The organism is Roseateles sp. (assembly GCF_046300915.1).
Lineage (GTDB): Bacteria > Pseudomonadota > Gammaproteobacteria > Burkholderiales > Burkholderiaceae_C > Kinneretia.
On the sequence record NZ_JBKCLH010000167.1, the window covers coordinates 1 to 16,473 of the forward strand.

At 66.4% G+C, this 16,473-nt stretch carries 18 protein-coding genes and 1 tRNA gene; 6 read left to right on the plus strand and 13 right to left on the minus strand.

Going from position 1 to position 16,473, the window contains the following annotated elements; all coding sequences use genetic code 11:
- The coding region (locus ACK5F2_RS12730) for a protein-disulfide reductase DsbD domain-containing protein (RefSeq protein WP_409865166.1) at window positions 1-885 on the minus strand (885 nt) is incomplete at its 3' end.
- Between the two features lie 187 nt (window positions 886-1,072).
- On the opposite strand from ACK5F2_RS12730, the gene ACK5F2_RS12735 reads away from it, so the two are divergent.
- Window positions 1,073-1,489, plus strand: a complete 417-nt coding sequence (locus ACK5F2_RS12735) for a PaaI family thioesterase (RefSeq protein ID WP_409865169.1) — start codon at window positions 1,073-1,075, stop codon at window positions 1,487-1,489.
- 24 nt (window positions 1,490-1,513) lie between these two features.
- On the opposite strand, the gene ACK5F2_RS12740 is transcribed toward ACK5F2_RS12735, so the two are convergent.
- From ACK5F2_RS12740 to otnI, 3 genes are read right to left on the minus strand one after another with little or no spacing between them, the layout of a single operon-like run.
- Entirely contained in the window at window positions 1,514-2,296 is a 783-nt protein-coding gene (locus ACK5F2_RS12740; RefSeq protein ID WP_409865171.1) for a glucose 1-dehydrogenase, read from the minus strand.
- A 12-nt stretch (window positions 2,297-2,308) separates the two neighbouring features.
- Window positions 2,309-3,763, minus strand: coding sequence for an aldehyde dehydrogenase family protein (locus ACK5F2_RS12745; RefSeq protein ID WP_409865174.1), 1,455 nt, complete (start codon window positions 3,761-3,763; stop codon window positions 2,309-2,311).
- A gap of 10 nt (window positions 3,764-3,773) precedes the next feature.
- Window positions 3,774-4,574 (minus strand): 2-oxo-tetronate isomerase, encoded by an 801-nt coding sequence (gene otnI, locus ACK5F2_RS12750; protein WP_409865176.1) that lies wholly within the window; start codon window positions 4,572-4,574, stop codon window positions 3,774-3,776.
- A gap of 92 nt (window positions 4,575-4,666) precedes the next feature.
- Here otnI and ACK5F2_RS12755 point away from each other — a divergent pair, with 92 nt between their 5' ends.
- The 5 genes from ACK5F2_RS12755 (at window position 4,667) to ACK5F2_RS12775 (ending at window position 10,990) form a co-directional block, all read left to right on the plus strand.
- Window positions 4,667-5,581: a class I SAM-dependent methyltransferase gene (locus ACK5F2_RS12755; RefSeq protein ID WP_409865179.1), complete on the plus strand. Its 915-nt coding sequence runs from the start codon at window positions 4,667-4,669 to the stop codon at window positions 5,579-5,581.
- Window positions 5,582-5,620: 39 nt separating this feature from the next.
- Window positions 5,621-6,685, plus strand: coding sequence for a tartrate dehydrogenase (locus tag ACK5F2_RS12760; RefSeq protein ID WP_409865181.1), 1,065 nt, complete (start codon window positions 5,621-5,623; stop codon window positions 6,683-6,685).
- 240 nt (window positions 6,686-6,925) lie between these two features.
- The gene (locus ACK5F2_RS12765; RefSeq protein ID WP_409865183.1) at window positions 6,926-7,582 is read left to right on the plus strand and encodes a Crp/Fnr family transcriptional regulator; all 657 of its coding nucleotides are present in this window, start codon (window positions 6,926-6,928) and stop codon (window positions 7,580-7,582) included.
- A gap of 152 nt (window positions 7,583-7,734) precedes the next feature.
- On the plus strand, window positions 7,735-9,288 hold the full coding sequence (locus tag ACK5F2_RS12770; RefSeq protein WP_409865185.1) for a methyl-accepting chemotaxis protein: 1,554 nt from the start codon (window positions 7,735-7,737) through the stop codon (window positions 9,286-9,288).
- Between the two features lie 34 nt (window positions 9,289-9,322).
- A complete protein-coding gene (locus ACK5F2_RS12775; protein WP_409865187.1) occupies window positions 9,323-10,990 on the plus strand; it encodes an EAL domain-containing protein in 1,668 nt (555 codons plus the stop codon).
- Window positions 10,991-11,111: 121 nt separating this feature from the next.
- On the opposite strand, the gene ACK5F2_RS12780 is transcribed toward ACK5F2_RS12775, so the two are convergent.
- The 9 genes from ACK5F2_RS12780 to secY all read right to left on the minus strand — a co-directional run bounded on the left by ACK5F2_RS12780 (window position 11,112) and on the right by secY (window position 16,462).
- Window positions 11,112-11,188: transfer RNA gene (locus ACK5F2_RS12780), tRNA-Met, on the minus strand.
- Between the two features lie 149 nt (window positions 11,189-11,337).
- Window positions 11,338-11,733 (minus strand): 50S ribosomal protein L17, encoded by a 396-nt coding sequence (rplQ, locus tag ACK5F2_RS12785; RefSeq protein WP_409865189.1) that lies wholly within the window; start codon window positions 11,731-11,733, stop codon window positions 11,338-11,340.
- Between the two features lie 104 nt (window positions 11,734-11,837).
- On the minus strand, window positions 11,838-12,827 hold the full coding sequence (locus tag ACK5F2_RS12790; protein ID WP_133605040.1) for a DNA-directed RNA polymerase subunit alpha: 990 nt from the start codon (window positions 12,825-12,827) through the stop codon (window positions 11,838-11,840).
- Between the two features lie 145 nt (window positions 12,828-12,972).
- Window positions 12,973-13,596, minus strand: coding sequence for a 30S ribosomal protein S4 (gene rpsD, locus ACK5F2_RS12795; RefSeq protein ID WP_133605041.1), 624 nt, complete (start codon window positions 13,594-13,596; stop codon window positions 12,973-12,975).
- 270 nt (window positions 13,597-13,866) lie between these two features.
- Window positions 13,867-14,271, minus strand: a complete 405-nt coding sequence (gene rpsK / locus ACK5F2_RS12800) for a 30S ribosomal protein S11 (RefSeq protein ID WP_133605042.1) — start codon at window positions 14,269-14,271, stop codon at window positions 13,867-13,869.
- Window positions 14,272-14,303: 32 nt separating this feature from the next.
- Entirely contained in the window at window positions 14,304-14,669 is a 366-nt protein-coding gene (rpsM, locus tag ACK5F2_RS12805) for a 30S ribosomal protein S13 (RefSeq protein WP_133605043.1), read from the minus strand.
- A gap of 33 nt (window positions 14,670-14,702) precedes the next feature.
- Complete coding sequence (gene rpmJ / locus ACK5F2_RS12810) at window positions 14,703-14,816, minus strand: 50S ribosomal protein L36 (RefSeq protein ID WP_056194202.1); 114 nt, start codon at window positions 14,814-14,816, stop codon at window positions 14,703-14,705.
- Window positions 14,817-14,874: 58 nt separating this feature from the next.
- Window positions 14,875-15,093 carry a translation initiation factor IF-1 gene (gene infA / locus ACK5F2_RS12815; RefSeq protein WP_009855680.1) on the minus strand — a complete coding sequence of 73 codons (219 nt, stop codon included), beginning with the start codon at window positions 15,091-15,093 and terminating at the stop codon, window positions 14,875-14,877.
- 58 nt (window positions 15,094-15,151) lie between these two features.
- Entirely contained in the window at window positions 15,152-16,462 is a 1,311-nt protein-coding gene (gene secY, locus ACK5F2_RS12820) for a preprotein translocase subunit SecY (RefSeq protein WP_409865191.1), read from the minus strand.
- Window positions 16,463-16,473 lie beyond the last annotated feature (11 nt).

Sequence of the window (16,473 nt, forward strand, 5' to 3'; positions counted from 1 at the left end):
GGCCTCCACGGGCTGCAGGGCGGGGGCGGGGGCCGCTCCCGGCAGGGCCGGCCAGGCCGGGGCCGCCACGCTCAGGCGCAGCCCACCCTGCTCGGGCGCACTGCCCTCCTGGCGCAGCACCAGGGCCAGCTGAGCCGGGCCCTCGCTGCGCTGGGCAGAGATCGGCAGCGTCAGGAGCAGCTTGGCCCCGTCCCAGCGCTGCTGGGGAGCGGCCGCATGATCAAAGACACCGGCCGCCTCGGGAAAGACCTGCAGGCTCTTGCCCTGCCAATCGGCGGGCAGGCCCTCAAGGCTGAGCTGCAGACCGGACTCGTCCAGCCGGCTCTCGGCGCGAGCGGCCGGCACATCGCGCGGCTGGGCCGAGCGGCTGCGCTCGAACAGCGCCGCATGCGCCGCGGTGGCGGCCGCCACCGGCAGCTTGAGCGTGAACTCGCCCGACTCGGGGATGCAGACCTCCTTGCACACCAGCCAGTCCGCGCGCAGCTTGACCACCAGGGTCTCGCCCTTGAACTCGGGGCTCACCGTCAGCGGCACGGGCAGCAGCAGCTCGCCCTCGTAGCCGTAGTTGACCAGAGGCCCCACGGGCAGACGCTGCGGCACCGGCCACTGGATCTCGCCGGCCGTCACGCCCGCAGGCAGTTCCCAGCTCAGCACCGTGGGCAGGCCGGAGTCGCCGGGGTTCTTCCAGTAGGTGTGCCAGTGCGGCTGGTGGCGGACCAGCAGGCCCAGCCAGACCGGCTTGCCGGGCTCGATGCCCTCGCTCGCCTGGGCCACGAGCTCGGCACGCACCTGCTCGGTCGTCACGACGGCGCCCCCCAGGGCGGTCGCGGCGGGGGGCAGGCAGGCCAGGGCCAGCCAGCACATGATTCTTTGCAAGAAGCTCATCGGGATCAGGAAATGGCACAGGCACCGATGCGGCAACCCTCATGAGGTCGTCGCCCCTCGCAGCCAGCCAAGCGTGAATGGAAAGCCGCAAGTATCGATCAGACGCGTCGCGCCCCGTCCGTTAGGGGTGTACGCCCCCCTCGCACTGCGCGGCACAATGCCGGCTCCGTCGTACACCGCACCCCCCATGACCTTGCTCGCCCCCGAATTTCAAGCCCGTCACGACCACAGCCTGCCCGGCGATCTGGGCATCGTGGTCCAGCATCTCGCCGCCGGCGAGGTGCGGGCCGAACTCGCCGTGGCCCCGCATCTGATGGCGCCCAACGGTTTTCTGCATGCCGGCAGCGTGGTCACGCTGGCCGACACCGCCTGCGGCTACGGCTGCATGGCCAGCCTGCCCGAGGGCGCGCAGAGCTTCACCACCATCGAGCTCAAGTCCAACCACCTGGGCACGGCGCGCGAGGGCGTGGTGGAGGTGGTGGCCACGCTCTATCACGGCGGCCGCACGACCCAGGTCTGGGACGCCGTGGTCAGCCACCGCGACAGCGGCAAGACCCTGGCCCTGTTCCGCTGCACGCAGATGATCCTCTACCCGCGCGGCTGAGCGGCGCGGGCTGAGTGCGGGTGCTCAGATGCAGCGCCCGCCGTCCACCTCGAGCGCCACGCCGGTGATGAACTCGGCCTCATCGCTGGCCAGGAAGGCCGTGGCCCGGGCCACATCCAGGGGCGTGGACAAGCGCCCCAGGGGAATGGTGGCGATGATCTTGGCGCGGGTGGCCGCGCTGTCCTCGCCGGGCAGAAAGTCCTGGATCAGGCCGGTGACGCCCATCACCGGGTTGACAGCGTTCACGCGTATGCCCTCGGGCGCCAGCTCCACCGCCATGCCCTTGGTGAGGTTGACGGCCGCGCCCTTGCTGCCGTTGTACCAGCTCAGGCCCGGGCGCGGCCGCACGCCCGCGGTGGAGGCGATATTGATGATCACCCCGCCCCGGCGCCCAGCCGCTGCCTGCTTGCGGAACTGCGGCACGGCGTGCACCGCACCCAGATAGATGCTCTTCACATTGGTGGCATAGACGCGGTCGAAGGTGGCTTCGTCCACCTCCAGCATGGGCCGGTTCTTGTGCGTGGTGCCGGCGTTGTTGACCAGGATGTCCAGGCCGCCGAAGGCTTCCACTGCGGCGGCCACCATGGCGCCCACCGACTCGTTGCGCGTCACGTCCGCCCCCACCGCAATGGCCTGGCCGCCCCCGGCCTGTATGGCCTGGGCCACGGCTTGCGCCGCCTCCAGCCGGATGTCCGCCACCACCACCCGGGCGCCGCGCTCGGCAAAAAGCTTGGCAATGCCCTCGCCAAAGCCGCTGCCGCCCCCGGTCACGATGGCTACGCGGTCCTGTAGATTCTTCGCTGTCATGGGGTGCTCTCCTCAGCCATGCGAGATGGCAATGGTCTTGATGGTGGTAAAGCTGCGCAGACCCTCGAAGGCCTTCTCGCGCCCGTAGCCCGAATGCTTCATGCCGCCGAAGGGCAGCTCGATGCCGCCGCCGGCGCCGTAGTTGTTGATGAAGACCTGGCCAGCCTCGATGGCATGGGCGCAGCGCAGCTGGCGCGCGCCGTCGCGGGTCCAGACGGCGGCGGTCAGGCCATAGGGCGTGCCATTGGCCAGGGCAATGGCCTCGTCCTCGCTGTCAAAGGCAAAGGCCGCCAGCACTGGGCCGAAGAGCTCCTGCTGGGCGATGGCGTGATCGGGCGGCACGCCGTCCAGCAACAGGGGCGCAAAGTAGAAGCCACCGGCGGGCGCCTCGGGCGCAATCTGGGCCCGGGCCACGGCCTGGATGCCATCGGCCAGGCCGCCCTCCACCAGGGCCTGCACCCGCGCCAGCTGGCGCGCATTGAGCGGCGGGCCGCAGTCCAGGCCCGCAAGACCGGGGCCGGTGCGCAGGGCTGCGAAGCGCGCGGCCAGGCCCTCCATCACCTGGGCGTGGATGCGGCGCTCGATCAGCACCCGGCTGCCGGCGGCACAGGTCTGGCCGGCGTTCTGCACGATGGCGTTGAGCACCACGGGCAGGGCCTGCGCCAGATCCGCATCGGCAAACAGGATCTGGGGCGACTTGCCGCCCAGCTCCAGCGTCACCGGCACATGGTTGAGCGCCGCCGCCTGGGCCACGGCCGTGCCGGTGCCGGGCGAGCCGGTGAAGGAGATGTGGTTGATGCCCGGGTGCGCGGCCAGGGCCGCGCCGGCTTCCACGCCCAGGCCGCAGACCATGTTCAGCGCGCCCGGCGGCAGGCCGGCCTCCAGCGCCAGGGCGGCAATGCGCAAGGGCGTGAGGCAGGCGTCCTCGGCCGGCTTGACCACGCAGGCATTGCCGGCGGCCAGGGCCCCGCCCACCGAGCGGCCGAAGATCTGGGCCGGGTAGTTCCAGGGAATGATGTGGCCGGTCACGCCATGCGGCACGCGCAGCGCGATCACGGTGCTGCCGGCCGCATAGGGAATGCTCTCGCCATGCAGCTTGTCGGCCGCGCCGCCGTAATACTCGAAGTAGCGGGCGCAGGCCGTGATGTCGGCGCGGGCCTGCTGGATGGGCTTGCCGGTGTCGCGGCATTCCAGCTGGGCCAGGGCCTCGTGCTGCTGCAGGATCAGGGCCGAGAGCCGGCTCAGCACGCGGCCGCGCTCGGTGGCCGTGGCACGTCCCCAGGGGCCGCGGAAGGCGCGGCGCGCGGCCGCCACCGCAGCGTCCACATCGCGTGCATCGCTGCGCGGCAGCCGGGCGAAGGCCTGGCCATCGGCGGGGTCCAGCACCGGCAGGGTCTGGCCGGACGCCGCGGGCAGATGCCGGCCATCGATCAGATTGCAGAGAGCTTCGCAGGCATCGGCAGGCATGGGCATTCCTTCAGCGCTGGGTGGCCCGGTAGGGCTCGAACCATGCCAGGCCCGCCGAGGTGTCCGCCTGACGCGGCCGGTACTCGCAACCCACATGGCCGGCATAGCCCAGCTCGTCGAGCAGGGCCAGCAGATAGGCGTGGTTGAGCTCGCCCCGATCCGGCTCATGCCGCTCGGGCACGCCGGCGATCTGGATATGTGCCACCCGCCCTCCCGGGATGTAGTGGCGCAACTTGCTGGCCAGGTCCCCCTCGACGATCTGGCAGTGGTAGAGGTCCATCTGCACCTTGAGGTTGGGACGGTCAAGCTCGGCCACGATGGCGTGGGCTTCATCCTGGCGATTGAGAAAGTAGCCCGGCATGTCGCGGGTGTTGATGGGTTCGATCAGCAGCTCGCGGCCGGCAGCGCGGGCCTGGTCGGCCGCCCAGGCCAGGTTCTCCAGATAGGTCTCGCGCAGGCGCGCGCGCTCCACGCCCTGGGGCGCCAGGCCGGCCATCACATGGATGCGCGGACAGTCCAGGGCCTGCGCATAGGGCAGAGCCTGATGGCGCAGGCCCTCACGGAACTCGGCTTCCCGCCCGGGCAGGCAGGCCAGACCGCGCTCGCCTGCGGCAAAGTCCCCGGGGGGCGCGTTGAACAAGACCTGGCGCAATCCGTGCTCATGCAGCTCGCGCGCCAGCAGCGCCGCCTCATGCTCATAGGGGAAGAGGTACTCCACCGCCCGGAAGCCGTCGCGCGCCGCGGCAGCGAAACGCGCCACAAAGGGATGCTCGGTGTACATCAGGCTGAGATTGGCGGCGAACAGGGGCATGCAGGCGTTCCTCTTGCGGCCCCTCACGCTAGCAGATGCCGGGCGGGACAGGCGCCCTACACTGTCGCCCCCATTGCGCATTGCCACCGCCCATGCAAGCCCTGCTTGACACCATTGCCACCCTGCCCCATCCGCGTGAAGCGGACCGCCACTTCCACGGCCGCGGTGGCCTGCATCCGGGCTGCGAGGCCTGGACCCTGGACTGCTATCCGCCCGTCTGGCTGCTCACCAGCTTTGCACCGACGGACGAGGAGGCCCTCGCGCGCATCGGCGCGGCCCTGGCGGCGCGCTGGGCCGAGATCGCGCCGGGCGAGCCGCTGAACTGGGTCTACCAGTGCCGCGACGAGGCCGGCGCCAGCAACCGCCTGATGAGCGGCCAGGTGCCCGAGCCCCATGTGGTGGAGGAAGCCGGCGCGCGCTACGGCGTGCACCTGATGCGCGGCCAGAACCATGGCCTCTTCCTGGACATGGCCGAGGGCCGGCGCTGGGTGCGCGACTGGGCCCGGTCCCAGCCCGGCGGCAAGGTGCTGAACCTCTTTGCCTACAGCTGCGCCTTCTCGGTGGCGGCCCTGCAGGGCGGCGCGGCCCAGGTCTTCAACTACGACATGGCGCGCGGCGCGCTGGAGAGCGGGCGCCGCAACCACCAGCTCAACGGCCTGGCGGGCGCGCAGTTCCTGGCGCACGACATCTTCAGCTCCTGGGGCAAGATCCGCCGCAGCGGCCCCTACGAGCTGGTCATCATGGACCCGCCCAGCTACCAGAAGGGCAGCTTCATCGACACCAAGGACTATCCCCGCCTGCTGCGCCGCCTGCCCGAGTTGCTGGCGCCCGGCGGCCACGCCCTGATCTGCCTGAACTCACCCAAGCTGGACAGCGAGTTTGTGCGCGAGGGCGTGGCGCGCGAGGCGCCGGGCCTGGTCTTTGTGGAGCGCCTGGCCAATCCGCCGGTGTTTGCCGATGTGGCGCCGGAGCGCGCACTCAAGGTGCTGGTCTACCGGCAACCCTGACGGGCTTGCGTCGGCCGCCGCGGTGTATCCTGCGCCGCCATGAGCAAGACCTACAAGATCGCCGTGATTCCCGGCGATGGGATTGGCAAGGAAGTGATGCCCGAGGGCCTGCGCGCCCTGCAGGCGGCCTCACAGCGTTTCGGCTTCCAGCTGGAACTGGAACACATTGAATGGGCCAGCTGCGACTACCACGCGGCCCATGGCCAGATGATGCCGGACGACTGGAAGGCCCGGCTTTCAGACAAGGACGCCATTCTCTTTGGCGCCGTGGGCTGGCCTGCCACCGTGCCCGACCATGTTTCGCTCTGGGGCTCGCTGCTCAAGTTTCGCCGCGAGTTCGACCAGTACATCAATCTGCGCCCCGTGCGACTCTTCGAGGGCGTGCCCTGCCCTCTGGCCGGCCGCAAGCCGGGCGAGATCGACTACCTCGTGGTGCGCGAGAACACCGAGGGCGAGTACACCAATCTGGGCGGCGTGATGTTCGCCGGCACGGAGCGCGAGATCGTGATCCAGGAGTCCGTGTTCTCGCGGCATGGCACCGACCGGGTGCTGCGCTACGCTTTTGAGCGCGCCCTGAGCCGCCCCCGCAAACACCTGACCGTGGCCACCAAGAGCAATGGCATCGCCATCTCCATGCCCTGGTGGGATGGCCGTGCCGACGTGGTGAGCCAGGACTATCCCGATGTGACCGTGGACAAGCAGCACATCGACATCCTGAGCGCGCGTTTTGTGCTGCAACCGGGCCGCTTCGATGTGGTGGTAGCCAGCAATCTCTTCGGCGACATCCTGTCCGATCTGGGCCCCGCCACCACGGGCACCATTGGACTGGCACCCTCGGCCAATCTCAATCCTGAGCGCCGCTTCCCCTCGCTGTTCGAGCCCGTGCACGGCTCGGCGCCGGACATCTACGGGCAGAACATCGCCAACCCGGTGGCCATGATCTGGTCGGCCGCGCTGATGCTGGACTTCCTGGGTGAGCGTGCGGCCCATGACGCGATGCTCGGCGCCATCGAGACCGTCCTGGCACAGGGCCCGCGCACGCGAGATCTCGGCGGCCAGGCCAGCACCGGCGAGATGGGCGCGGCCGTGGCCACGCTGATTTGAATCGGCGCGGCGGCCGGGGCGCCCTGCGCACGCCTGTTGGGCAATTCGGCCCCGTGTGAGCTGCATCACAGCGCCGGCATGGGGCTTTTGTGAGAATTTGCGCAAGGCCCCCGCTCCTGGGGGCCAAGCCCTGAGTCACACGGGGGATCGCCGAGCGGTTCGGGCCCGTGTGCGCTGCGCCACTTGCTGCCCCATTTCCGTATTGCTTCCGCCGGCAGGGACACGCCCTGCGGCCATTGTGTGATCGCCCCGCACTGCCCGGTACAAGCCTACCGGCAGCGCCTGCCTGGGCGGGAACTACCCCTGGTCAGCGCCCGCAGCATTGCGCGCATGTTCCGCGTCCAGCAACAGGGCGAGCAGGCCAGCACCCTGCGCATCGTGAAATCAGGACTGCTGGCCGTTTTGCTGCGCGGCCCCGAGGGTCGTGAGCAGCCGATCGCGGTGATCGGCCAGGGTGATCTGCTGGGGCGTTCGGCCGCATCGGGGCAGTCCAATCTGATGAGTGTTCAGGCGCTCACACCGGTAGCCATTTGCGAGTTCCCGGTGTCGCTCTGGCATGAGCTGGATGCGCTGGGCGGCCAGCATCCCTGGACCATGGGCCGCCAGAGCCGGCGCGCCGTGCAGACCCTGGCCGAATGGAGCCATCTGGTGCGCCTGCCCGGACTGGAGCAGCGCTTGGCCAGCGCCCTGCAGTTGCTGGCCGAGCTTCAGCCACGCGAGGCCGTGCAACTGCCCAGCCAGGGCATGCTGGCCGAGCTCTTGTGCGTCACCCGCGAGAGCATCAACCGCACCTGGCGCGAGTTTGAAACCCGCGGCCTGGTGCAAAGACGCCATCGCCACTTCGTGCATCTGGATGTGCAAGCCCTGGCGCGGATTGCCGCGGGGTCTTCATCCTGACTGTGCGCTGGCGCACAGCGAAGGTTGATTGGGGCGATCGCCCCCGATGGAAGCCGCGGCCTTTTTGACGATAGTCAGCTCCAGCCCGGCGGCGCTTCTGCTCGGAAGCAGGTCGCGACGGGTCCAGCGTGTGTGAAGGAGCAGCCCGCAGCATGGATCAGCATCCGCCCTCGGTCAGCCAGCGCGAGTACCGCTTTCCGGCTGGCGCCACCCTGATGTCGACCACGGATGTGCACAGCCACATCCAGTACGCCAATGCCGCCTTTGTGGAGGCCAGTGGCTATAGCGGTGACGCCCTGATGGGCTCGCCGCACAAGCTGGTGCGGCACCCGGACATGCCGCCCCAAGCCTTTCATGACCTCTGGTCCACGGTGCGGGCCGGCCTGCCCTGGACGGGGCTGGTCAAGAACCGCCGGCAGGATGGCGATCACTACTGGGTGCGGGCCAATGTGGCGCCGGTGGTGCGCGCAGGCCAGCTGCGGGGCTATATCTCGGTTCGCACCGAACCCTCGCGCGAAGAGGTCGCGGCGGCAGAGCGGCTCTACAGCGGGCTGCGCAGCGGCAGCCAGCGGGGACTCAAGCTGTTCCGTGGTCTGGTGCTGCGCCCTGGCCTGGCCCGCCTGCGCGAGCACTGGCGCTTGCTGTCGGTGGGTACCGTGCTGCGCCTGGGCGTCGCCGGCCTGGGCCTGGGGCTGCTGGGGCTGTGTGCCGTGGCAGGCGTGCCCGCTGGTGCTTGGCCCGTGCTGCTGAGCGGCATGGCCCTGCTGCTGCTGGGGGCTGACTTCCTGGCCCAGCGCCATATCGCCGCGCCGCTGGCCCTGGTCTGCCGCCAGGCCACGGCCGTGGCCGCGGGACACTTCGATGCCAATGTGCGCCTGGACCGGGTGGATGAGATCGGACTGATGCTGCGCGCCATCAATCAGGCCGGGCTGAATGTGCGCTCCCTGGTCGCCGATGTGGGCGCCCAGGTCCATGGCCTGCAGAGCGTGGCCTCCCAACTCTCGGCGGCGAATGCCGACCTGGGCGAGCGGACGCAGCAGACATCGCAGAGCCTGGCCGATGCGGCCTCGTCCCTGACCGAGCTGACGGCCAGCGTGAGTCACTGCGCTCAGACCGCGGCCCAGGGCGGCGAAGCGGCGGGCCATATGGCTCAGGCAACCGCCTCGGTGAATCAGCTGGTGGATCAGGTCCAGGGCAATATGCAGCAGATCAGCCGCTCCAGCGAGCAGATCGGCGAGATCATCGGCGTGATCGACGGTATCGCTTTCCAGACCAATATCCTGGCCCTCAATGCCGCCGTGGAAGCGGCCCGCGCCGGCGAGTCCGGACGGGGCTTTGCGGTGGTGGCCGCCGAGGTGCGCCGACTGGCGCAGCGAAGCCAGGAGGCCGCACGCGAGATCAAGGCCCTGATCCAGGACAGTGCGGAGCGGGTACAGACCGGCGCCGATCTGGTCCAGCGATCACGGCGGTCCATGGATCAGCTGCTGCAGGAGGTTCAGCAGGTCACCGGACTGATAGGCGGCATACGACTGGCAACAAGCGAGCAGGCCCAGGGCATCGAACAGATGCTGGGCCGCATCGAGGCACTGGACCACATGACCCAGCAGAACAGTGCTATGGCCGAGCAGTCCAGCGCGGCGGCGAGCAGCCTGCGTGGCGGGGTGAACAGTCTGAGCCGAGCCATCGATGTCTTCCGGGGTGACTGAGAGCCGGTGGCCGCCGGGCCGCAGCCCGGACGGCTTGCAGCCGTGGCTGGATCTGATTCCCGACGGCGTGCTGCTGGTGGATGAACAAGGCCGCATCCGCTGCGCCAACAAGGCGATGCACAGGCTCTGCGGCATGGATCCATCCTCCCTGCATGGCCACGCCCTGGATGTGCTGCTGCCCATCGGCGCCAGCTGCCGCCATGGCGCGCATCTGCAGCAGTTCTTTCGACAGCCGCGACCGCGCCCCATGGGCAGCGTGAGCCGGCTCAGCCTGCGCCGCGCCGATGGCAGCAGCCTGCCCGTGGATATCTCGCTGGGCCTGTTCGAGAGCGAGGGCGAGCGCCTGGCCCTGGCCGTGATTCACGATCTCAGCGAGCTGCACTCCCTGCATCAGCGCAACGACTATCTGGCCACGCACGATGAGCTCACGGGCCTTCACAACCGCCCCGTGTTTCACCAGCTGCTGAGTCAGGCGCTCGCCCAGGCACAGCGCAGCCAGCGATCGATGGCGCTGCTGCTGATCGATCTGGACGACTTCAAGTCGGTCAACGATGGCCACGGGCACCATGTGGGAGACCGGCTGCTGCAGGACATGGCTTCGCGCATGCGCAGAGAGCTGCGCAGCTCTGACGCGCTGGCCCGCCTCGGCGGCGACGAGTTTGCGGTGCTGCTGCCGGACCAGACTCATGCGCCCGACACCTTGCGGGTCGCGGAAAAGCTCCTGGCCAGCATCGCGCGCCCCTGGCAGCTGGGGCACCACGAAATCTCGCCCGGCGCCAGCATCGGCATCGTCTTCGGCCCGGGAGACGGGAACAGTGCCGATATGCTGATGCGGCACGCCGACATGGCCATGTACCAGGCCAAGGATGCGGGTCGCGGCACCTACCGGGTGTTCGACGGCCGTATGGCCGCGGAGCTGGAGGAGCGCAGTCTGCTTCAGGGGCGCCTGCAACTGGCGCTGCGCCATGGCGGGCTGCAGCTTCACTATCAACCCCAGCTCTGTGCGCGTAGCGGCCGAGTATTGGGTGTGGAAGCCTTGGCCCGCTGGCAGGACGCACAGCTGGGCATGGTGTCGCCCGCACGCTTCATTCCCGTGGCAGAACGCTGCGGCCTGATCCTGCCCCTGGGCGACTGGGTGCTCAACGAGGCCTGCCGGCAGCTGCGCAGCTGGCTGGACCAAGGCCTGGCCCTGCGTGTCGCCGTCAATGTCTCGGCGCATCAGCTGCGCCTGCCGCGCTTTGCGGCGCATCTGGCAGAGTTGCTGCAGCAATGGCGCATTCCCCCCGCCATGCTGGAGCTCGAGATCACCGAGAGCGTGGCCATGGGCGATGGTCTGCAGGCCAAGGCCTTGCTTGAAGAAGTCGCCCGCCTGGGCGTGCAACTGGCCCTGGACGACTTCGGCATGGGCCACTCGTCACTGGGCCAGTTGCGTGACCTGCCGGTACATCGCATCAAGATGGATCGGAGCTTTGTACAGGGCGCATGCACCCATGCACGCGATGCGGTGCTGACGCGTGCGGTGATAGGCCTGACCAAGACCTTGGGCATGCGGGTGGTTGGCGAGGGCGTCGAGACCGAAGCCCAGCGACGCTTCCTGCAGGCCGAAGGCTGCGACGAGCTCCAGGGTTGGCTGTTCGCGCCCGCTGTGGCCCCGGCAAACATCCCGCAACTGCTGCAGACGCTGGTGGTGGCCGCCCCCTGATCGAGCCGGCAGTCAGCTAGAGCCTGAGTCCCGCTGCAGCACTGCAGCAGGGCCTTCGCCAACAAAAAAGCCAACCGCTTGGGTTGGCTTGCTTGGCACAGCCTTGACGGCTGCGACTTGTTGGTTGCGGGGGCAGGATTTGAACCTACGACCTTTGGGTTATGAGCCCAACGAGCTACCAGACTGCTCCACCCCGCGACTGAAGCTAGCAGTATAGCACAGGAAAATGACGTTGGCCAGCTCCCGACGCGGCGCCGCACAATGAAAAAGGCCAGCCGCTATGGCTGGCCTTTCGAGCGAGAAGAGCCGCTGCCACGATGGGCAAAGGCTCGATCGCGTTCTGTCGATTACTCGGCAGCGGCTTCGGCGGTCGGAGCGGCTTCTTCAGCGCGATCCACCAGCTCGACGTAGGCCATCGGCGCGTTATCGCCCACGCGGAAACCCATCTTCAGGATGCGGGTGTAACCGCCCGGACGGGTCTGGAAGCGAGGGCCCAGCTCATTGAAGAGCTTGGTGACGATGTCGCGATCGCGCAGGCGGTCGAAGGCCAGGCGACGGTTGGCCAGGGTCGGGACCTTGGCCAGGGTGATCAGGGGCTCCACAACCTTGCGCAGTTCCTTGGCCTTGGGGACCGTGGTCTTGATGGCTTCGTGCTGCAGCAGCGACACGGCCATATTGCGCAGCATCGCGGCGCGATGCGAGCTGGTGCGGTTGAGCTTACGGGGACCGTTACGGTGACGCATGGTGCTTTTCCTTTCCTACTATGTAATGACCGGCAGCCGGATCAGGTACTGCCGGGTGCACCGGGTGGCGTTTGTCAAAGCGCCACCCTTCTCTCTTCAAAAAATCAACGCTTGTCCAGACCTTGCGGCGGCCAGTTTTCCAGGCGGGCGCCCAGAGTCAGACCACGCGAAGCCAGCACTTCCTTGATTTCGTTGAGCGACTTGCGACCCAGGTTGGGGGTCTTGAGCAGCTCGGTCTCGGTACGCTGGATCAGGTCGCCGATGTAGTAGATGTTCTCGGCCTTCAGGCAGTTGGCCGAGCGCACGGTGAGCTCGAGCTCGTCGACCGGGCGCAGCAGGATCGGATCGAAGCTGCTGGAGCGCTGGGCCGGCTGATCGAAGGCGTCCACCAGATCGGTGCCTTGCAGCTGGGCGAAGACGGCCAGTTGCTCAACCAGAATCTTGGCGGAGGCACGGATCGCTTCCTCGGGCGAGATGGCGCCGTTGGTTTCGATCTCCATGACCAGCTTGTCCAGGTCGGTACGCTGCTCGACGCGGGCGTTCTCGACGGCATAGCTGACGCGCTTGACCGGCGAGAACGAGGCGTCCAGCACGATGCGGCCGATGCTCTTGGTCGGCTCGTCGCCGTAGCGGCGCATATTGCCGGGCACATAGCCGCGGCCCTTCTCGACCTTGATCTGCATGTCCAGCTTGCCGCCTTGCGACAGATGGGCGATCACGTGCTCGGGGTTGATGATCTCGACGTCGTGCGGGGTCTGGATGTCGGCTGCCGTGACCGGGCCTTCACCTTCCTTGCGCAGGACCAGGGTGACTTCTTCGCGGTTGTGCAGACGGAAGACCACGCCCTTGAGGTTCAGCATGATGTGAACCACGTCCTCTTGCACGCCGTCGATGGCCGAGTACTCGTGCAGCACGCCGGCAATCGTCACTTCCGTCGGCGCATAACCCACCATCGAGGACAGCAGCACACGGCGCAGGGCATTGCCCAGGGTGTGGCCATAACCGCGTTCGAACGGCTCCAGAGTGACCTTGGCGCGATGACCGCCCAGGGGCTCCACATTGATGGACTTGGGTTTGAGCAGATTGGTTTGCATGAGGTCTTTCTTTCAATACCCTCGGTTCGTTACACCGATAAGGCTGAGGGACCAACCAGGCGCAGCACGAACAGCCCGCGCCCGGACGAGGAAAACGGCAAAGCCGAGCGGGCCCATCTGGGGCCGCTCGGCAAGAACTTCACGATTAACGCGAGTACAACTCAACGATCAGCGATTCGTTGATTTCGGCGCCGAACTCATCGCGGTCCGGCGTCTTCTTGAAGATGCCTTCCAGCTTGCTGCCGTCGACCTGAACCCAGGCGGGCATGCCCACGGACTCGGCCAGCTTGAAAGCGTCCAGCACGCGCAGCTGCTTCTTGGCCTTCTCACGCACAGCGACCACGTCACCGGCCTTCACCAGGTAGGAGGCGATGTTCACGACTTCGCCGTTCACGGTGATGCCCTTGTGGGAAACCAGCTGACGCGCTTCGGCACGGGTCGAACCGAAGCCCATGCGATACACCACGTTGTCGAGGCGCGATTCCAGCAGTTGCAGCAGGTTCACGCCGGTCGAACCCTTGCGGCGCTCGGCTTCGGCGAAGTAGCGGCGGAACTGACGCTCCAGCACGCCGTACATGCGCTTGACCTTCTGCTTTTCACGCAGTTGCAGACCGAAGTCGCTGGTACGCTGACCCGAGGTGCGGCCATGCTGGCCGGGCTTGCTGTCGAACTTGGCCTTGTCGCTGATGGCGCGGCGGGCGCTCTTCAGGAACAGGTCGGTGCCTTCGCGGCGGGAAAGTTTGGCCTTCGGGCCGAGATAACGTGCCACTTTGAGTGTCCTTGTTCAATCTAACGCATCAGGGCCCATTGCTGAGCGTATGAAGCGCGAGTCCGGCCGGTGTTGTCATGGGCTCGGACGGTGGGCTTATAGAGATCGCAAGACCTCTGGGAGACCGGCGTTGCCGCCGTCGAGTGCTGCTCAAGCGCCAAAAGGCACCGGCGCAGCATCTCAGCAAAACGGCCGACTGGCGCCAAAAGCACCAGCCGGCTGGGTAATCGAACTAACGATTATCGCACAAACTTCGATTTGAATCGAAGCTTAGATACGGCGACGCTTCTGCGGGCGGCAGCCGTTGTGCGGGACCGGAGTCACATCGGAGATGGAGTTGATGCGGATGCCCAGGGCAGCCAGTGCACGCACCGAGGACTCACGGCCGGGGCCGGGACCCTTGATCTTGACGTCAAGGTTCTTGATGCCCTGCTCTTGAGCGGCGCGGCCAGCAACCTCAGCAGCCACCTGGGCAGCAAAAGGCGTCGACTTGCGCGAGCCCTTGAAGCCCTGGCCACCGGAGGAGGCCCAGCTCAGAGCACCGCCTTGACGGTCAGTGATGGTGATGATGGTGTTGTTGAACGAGGCGTGCACGTGGGCGACGCCGTCGGCCACGTTCTTGCGGACCTTCTTGCGAACGCGCTGGGCAGCCGAGTTATTGGGTGCTTTTGCCATATTGACCTTCTTTCAGTACGGTTGCCGCGAGATCACTTCTTGCCGGTAGCCGCCGACTTGCGCGGACCCTTGCGGGTGCGGGCATTCGTACGGGTACGCTGGCCGCGCATCGGCAGACCACGGCGATGACGGAAACCGCGGTAGCAACCCAGGTCCATCAAGCGCTTGATGTTGATCGACATCTCGCGGCGCAGATCGCCTTCGATGGTCATGGCGCCCACGGCTTCACGGATCTTTTCCAGATCAGCGTCGGTGAGGTCCTTAACCTTTTTGTCGAACGGAATACCGCAAGCGGTGCAGATCTTCTGCGCGGTCGTACGGCCAATGCCGTAGATCGAGGTCAGACCGATCTCGGTGTGCTTTTGCGGCGGAATGTTGATACCAGCAATACGTGCCATGTGCGTTCTCTCTCGCTATTAGTCGTGCTGCAATCAGCCTTGACGCTGCTTGTGGCGCGGATCGGTACAGATCACACGCACCACGCCCTTGCGACGGATGATCTTGCAATTGCGGCACATTTGCTTGACGGATGCCGAAACTTTCATGGTCTGCTCCTTGACCTACTCTTTAGCGCTGCGCGCGTCCCCGGGGGTATTCAAAAGCTCACTTCGCCCGGAATACGATGCGAGCACGACTCAAATCGTAGGGCGTCAGCTCCACGGTCACCTTGTCACCAGGCAAGATGCGGATGTAATGCATACGCATCTTGCCGGAGATGTGTCCGAGGACGACATGCCCATTTTCCAGCTTGACTCGGAACGTGGCGTTGGGGAGGTTCTCAAGAATCTCGCCCTGCATTTGAATGACGTCGTCTTTCGCCATGCCCTGCCCACGTTTCCTGTTCCAAGAGGAATGTTGTTAATCAAATTGAACCGGCTTCTCAGCTGGCTTTGAAGTTCGCCTTCTTCAGCAGCGACTCGTACTGCTGACTCATCACATAAGACTGCACCTGAGTCCAGAAGTCCATCGTCACGACCACGATGATCAACAAGGACGTGCCACCGAAGTAGAACGGAACGTTGTACTTCAGGACCAGGAACTCAGGCAACAAACAGACCGCCGTGATGTAGACCGCTCCGACCAGGGTCAGGCGAGCCAGGATCTTGTCAATATGCTTGGCCGTCTGATCTCCAGGACGAATCCCGGGGATAAAGGCGCCGCTCTTCTTCAGGTTGTCTGCGGTCTCACGGCTGTTGAACACCAGAGCCGTGTAGAAGAAGCAGAAGAACACGATGGCAGCAGCGTACAGCAGCACGTAAATCGGCTGACCGGGGCGCAGCACATCCGCGAGATCTTTCAACCAGCGCAGGCCGTCACCCGTGGCAAACCAACTCACGATCGTGGTCGGCAGCAGGATGATGGACGACGCGAAGATCGGGGGGATCACGCCTGCCATATTGAGCTTGAGCGGCAGGTGCGAGCTCTGGCCGCCATACACCTTGTTGCCCACCTGGCGCTTGGCGTAATTCACCAAGATCTTGCGCTGACCGCGCTCGACAAACACCACCAGATAGGTCACGGCGATGACGATGGCGACGATGAAGATCGAGGAAATGATGCTCATCGCGCCGGTTCGCACCAGCTCCAGCAGGCCACCAATGGCGCTGGGCAGACCCGCGGCGATACCCGCAAAGATCAGGATCGAGATCCCGTTGCCCAGACCGCGCTCGGTAATCTGCTCACCCAGCCACATCAGGAACATCGTGCCGGCCACCAGGCTGGTCACCGCGGTCATGCGGAAACCAAAACCGGGGCTGAGCACCAAGCCAGGCGAACTTTCCAGAGCCAGAGCGATGCTCAGGGACTGGAAAATCGCGAGGCCCAAGGTGCCGTAGCGCGTGTACTGCGTGATCTTGCGACGCCCAGCCTCGCCTTCCTTCTTCAGCGCTTCCAGGCTCGGCACCACATACGTCATCAACTGCATGACGATAGAGGCCGAGATGTAGGGCATGATGCCCAGCGCGAAGACGGTGAAGCGCGACAGCGCACCGCCCGAGAACATATTGAACAGGCTCAGGATGCCGCCCTGCTGGCCTTTGAAGAGCTGTTGCAGCTGAACAGGGTCAATGCCCGGCACGGGGATGTGCGCCCCGATTCGGTACACGACCAGTGCCAGCAACAGGAAAACAAGCCGGCGACGCAGGTCGCCAAACTTGCCGCTCTTGGCCAGTTGGTTTGCGTTGGTAGCCACTGTGCCCCGTT